We start from the raw sequence: 2,231 nt of genomic DNA on the forward strand, positions 1-2,231 counted from the left end.
GTTGATCCCTACCTGCCGGATCTCTACGAACTATTCCTACAGTCTGGCGCTGAGGCTAACGATCAGGGGCAGGCCAGCAAGTAAGGCCGGCCCCGGCCAATACATTTGCTACTATTTTAGCGGCAAGCAAACAAATACTTGACAAATTACCATCTGATATGTTATAATAAAAATAGAAGGAGGAGATAAGAAATGCGTGACCCTAATCTCGGTATACCGACCCCGTTCGGTACTCCCAATGACAACGATGACGAGTTCTCGGTGAATCTGTCTGAAGCCCCAGTTGGCGGCGGTTACCTTGTCCCGGACGGTGACTATCCTGCTGTCCTGGTGGACCTGCGGAAGGGATTCAGTAAGAATGGAAATCCTCAGTGGATCTGGACGTTTGCCATTATGAGCGGTGAGCATGCTGGTAAGGAGTTCCCGCTGTTCACGGCCATCATCCCGTCCGCCCTCTGGAAGGTCGCCGAGACCGTCGAGGCTCTTGGTTTGGGCAAGGGCGGCACGATGAGCAAGTTCACCAAGAGCGAGGCCCTGTCCCGGCGGTGCATCATCAGTATCCGGAAGGATACTTACAACGGCCAGGAGCGGTCCTCTATCGCCAAGGTGTTGCCGCACCCTGATGGTCCAGGGCCGGTCACCGGGTTCAACCCTAGGAAGGCTTCCGATAACCCGGTTCCTTTCTAAGCTGGGGCCAATCAGCGCCGGAGGTTGGTATATCAACCTCCGGCACACTGGAGGTGAAGCGTGGTGCTAGTGGATAAGGTAGATGAGCGCTACTGGACCCTGATGGAGCGGTTCGAGAAAGCGCCAGAGTTGACGATTGACGTTGAAACTACCGGCCTGAAGATCTGGCACGGGGATCGTATCTGTGGCATTGCTATTTATGATGGTGAAGTAGCTGCTTACTTTCCCTTCCGGCACGAGACCGGCCCCAACTTGCCTCTAGAGCGGCTGGAGGATTTCCGGCGGTTGATTCGAGGCAAGACCATCATCAACCACAATATCAAGTTCGACATAGAGGCTATGTGGGTGGACGGATTCCCGCTGCCGCACCGGGTCGAGGACTCGATGTTGGCAGCGCACCTGATAAATGAGAACGAGTACAAGCTCGACGCCCAAGGACGGCCTATCAGGAAGTCGGGCGGCCACATGGCTACTGACTACACCCTCTCCAATCTGGCAAAGAAGTACCTAGGTCAGGCCGACTCCAAGGACGAGATGGAGCAGATCATGAAGGAGAGGGGGCTAACCAAGAGCAGTTTGTGGCGGTTGCCGCCGGAGTTGGTGGCACCATATGCCGTGGGTGATGTGAAGCTGGCCAAGGCTCTGCGTGACTTTTACGTTCCGCACCTAAAGTTGTGGCGGTTATATGACCTATGGCAGGAGGTCAACCGCTACTGTATCATCACCACCAAGATAGAGATCAGGGGTCTGCAACTTGATCGGGATCGTATCTGCCAATATATAGAAGAAGCGGAGCGGATGATAGAGCCGACCCTGAAGGAGATTCAAATTCTGGCTGGCTACGAGATTAACCCTGCCAGTCCCAAACAACTCCAGGCGTGGCTGGGGCTGGACAGCACATCTAAGGCCATCTTGGAGGAGGAACTCATGCACCTGCCAGAGGATCACCCCAAGGCTATCACCATCCGCAAGATTCAGGAATACCGGGGCTGGACCAAGGTTAACTCCACATACTACCAGCCATACCTGGAGTTGTGCGATTCTAATGGAGTTATACACCCGAACTTATTGTTGCACGGGACGGTATCCGGGCGGCTGTCTTGCGTGCAGCCTAACTTACAGGCGGTGCCGCGCTACTCAGAGGTCTATAAGGTCAAAGATGTATTCGTGGCCCGGCCCGGATACGTTCTGGTGTCGGCGGACTACTCCCAAGCGGAGATCCGGTGGGGAACCCATTACGCCAGGGAGGAAAATATGGCGGCAAACCTCTTGGCCGGCAAGGACATTCACAGTGCAGCGGCGGAGGAGCTGGAGATTCCCCGGGACGCCGCCAAGCGAATCAACTTCGGCATCATCTACGGCATCGGCCGGAAGGCCCTAGCCAAGCAGCTAAGGATCCCGGTAGAGAAAGCGGCGAAATACCTACAGAAGTACCACGAGAGGTATCCTGGATTCCGGCGGCTGTACAAGCGGGCGGAGGAGGTCGCCACGGAGCGCGGCTATATCCGGATGTTCACGGGCCGGGTGCGCCGCTATGACCAGTA

2 protein-coding genes are annotated in these 2,231 nt (G+C 55.7%); both read left to right on the forward strand.

All coding sequences use genetic code 11. The features are described 5' to 3' along the window. Positions 1 to 192 precede the first annotated feature (192 nt). Entirely contained in the window at positions 193 to 687 is a 495-nt protein-coding gene (locus ACE4YL_RS04290; RefSeq protein WP_461369277.1) for a hypothetical protein, read from the forward strand. Between the two features lie 60 nt (positions 688 to 747). Next, positions 748 to 2,231, forward strand: a 1,484-nt coding sequence (locus ACE4YL_RS04295) for a DNA polymerase (RefSeq protein ID WP_461369278.1), incomplete at its 3' end; no start/stop codon positions are given.

The organism is Candidatus Darwinibacter acetoxidans, assembly GCF_041936445.1.
In the GTDB taxonomy this organism is placed as follows: Bacteria; Bacillota; Limnochordia; order Darwinibacteriales; family Darwinibacteriaceae; genus DTU010.